The sequence below is a fragment of the Streptomyces oryzae genome, from assembly GCF_017676365.1.
Classification (GTDB): domain Bacteria; phylum Actinomycetota; class Actinomycetes; order Streptomycetales; family Streptomycetaceae; genus Streptomyces; species Streptomyces oryzae.
The window spans coordinates 1-1,624 of record NZ_JADKMA010000394.1 but is presented as its reverse complement, the minus strand read 5'-3'; the positions used below and the strand labels follow the sequence as shown (position 1 = coordinate 1,624).

The 1,624-nt window shown below is 68.3% G+C and carries 1 protein-coding gene; it reads left to right on the top strand.

All coding sequences use genetic code 11. The annotated features are described in order from the left end of the window. Positions 1 to 66: 66 nt before the first annotated feature. Entirely contained in the window at positions 67 to 1,377 is a 1,311-nt protein-coding gene (locus tag ITI46_RS34365) for an MFS transporter (protein ID WP_209243968.1), read from the top strand. Positions 1,378 to 1,624: the final 247 nt, after the last annotated feature.

The following is a 1,624-nucleotide window of genomic DNA, read 5'->3' as shown; positions in this document are numbered from 1 at the left end:
CCTCCCGCTCCCCTCCCCCGCTCGGCTTGACGACCGTCGGCCCGGCGCCTGCCAGAAGGATCCGAGATGACCGGAATCTCCCCTCAACCCACCGAGCCGGAAACTCCCCCGGCCGCACCCCCGAGACGGGCGTCCGCCAAGCGCGCGATAGCCGCAGCGACGATCGGCAACGCCCTGGAGTTCTTCGACCTCGCCATATACGCCCTGATGGCGGCGTACATCGGCAAGACCTTCTTCCCCGACGACAATCCCGGCATTCAACTCATCCAGACGTTCGCCGTGTTCGGCATAACCTATCTGGTCCGCCCGATCGGCGGCCTGCTGCTCGGCTCGTACGCCGACCGGCAGGGGCGCAAGAAGGCCCTGATGCTGTCGATCCGGCTGATGGTCCTGGGCACCCTGCTGATGGCATTCATGCCCGGCTACGCGACCCTCGGGTTCCTCGCACCTCTGGGCATCGTGCTCGCGCGGCTGATCCAGGGCTTCGCAGCCGGTGGCGAGTTCGGCGCCGCCACCTCTTTCCTGGTCGAGCAGAACAACCGGCGCAAGAGCTTCTTCGGCAGCTTTCAGTTCGCCAGCCAGGGGCTCGCCACTCTCATGGCCTCCCTTTTCGCCACGGGCCTGACCATGACGCTGTCAGACGCCCAGATGACCGCCTGGGGCTGGCGAGTGCCGTTCGTCTTCGGCCTGCTGGTCGGCCCGGTCGGCTTTGTCATACGCCGCTATGTCGAGGAGTCGCCCGCGATGGCGAAGGGGCCGGAGCGCGAGGAGGAACCCTCGCCCGTCCGTTCGGTGTTCCGCCACCACTGGGGCGGCCTCCTGATCGCCGGCGGAGCGCTGATGGTCTCCACCGCGCTCAACTACGCGCTGCAGTACATGCCCACCTTCGCGACCAAGGAGCTCGGTCTGGACGACTCGCTGTCCTTCACTGCCCTGCTCATCACCGGCGTGATCCTCACCCTCGGCACCCCGGTCGTGGGACTGCTCGCCGACCGCTTCGGCCGGATGCGGATCATGCTCCCCGCCGCGGCCCTCATCGGCCTGAGCGCCGTCCCGCTGTTCATCTGGCTCACCAGGGCACCGTCCTTCCTGGCCCTCGCGCTGTGCATGACGATCCTCGGCCTGCTGAAGGCGGCGTACTTCGGCGCACTGCCGTCGGTGATGGCCGACGCTTTCCCGGCGGAGGCGCGCGCGACGGGGCTGGCGTTCAGCTACAACACCACCGTCGCCGTCTTCGGCGGCTTCACCCCCGCGATCGCCACGGCACTGATCACGGCAACCGGCTCCCAAACCTCGCCGAGCTACTACCTGCTGGCCGTATCGGCCCTGAGCATCGCCTCGTTGGCGGGCGCATACCGCATCCGCGGCATCCGCTGACCGGGCGGTGGCCACGAGGTTCGACCAACGCGCCTACCTCTTCCACGGCACCGCTGCGGGAATGCTGGGAGTGCATGCCGAGAGCGTGCGCCGGCGGAGACGCGTGTGCGGGCCCATCGGCCGGGGCTCGACGACATCCTGCGGGCTGCGATTTCGCAAGGGGAGCTGCAACACGCTGACACACAGCCGGAAACAGTTTGTAGCGGGCTTCTCGATCCGGGGGATGCGGTCGGACAGGGGGGCGGGG

Excerpts from the sequence above, each read along its gene's own strand:
- ITI46_RS34365 (WP_209243968.1), top strand. The coding sequence starts at position 67 with ATGACCGGAATCTCCCCTCAACCCACCGAGCCGGAAACTCCCCCGGCC.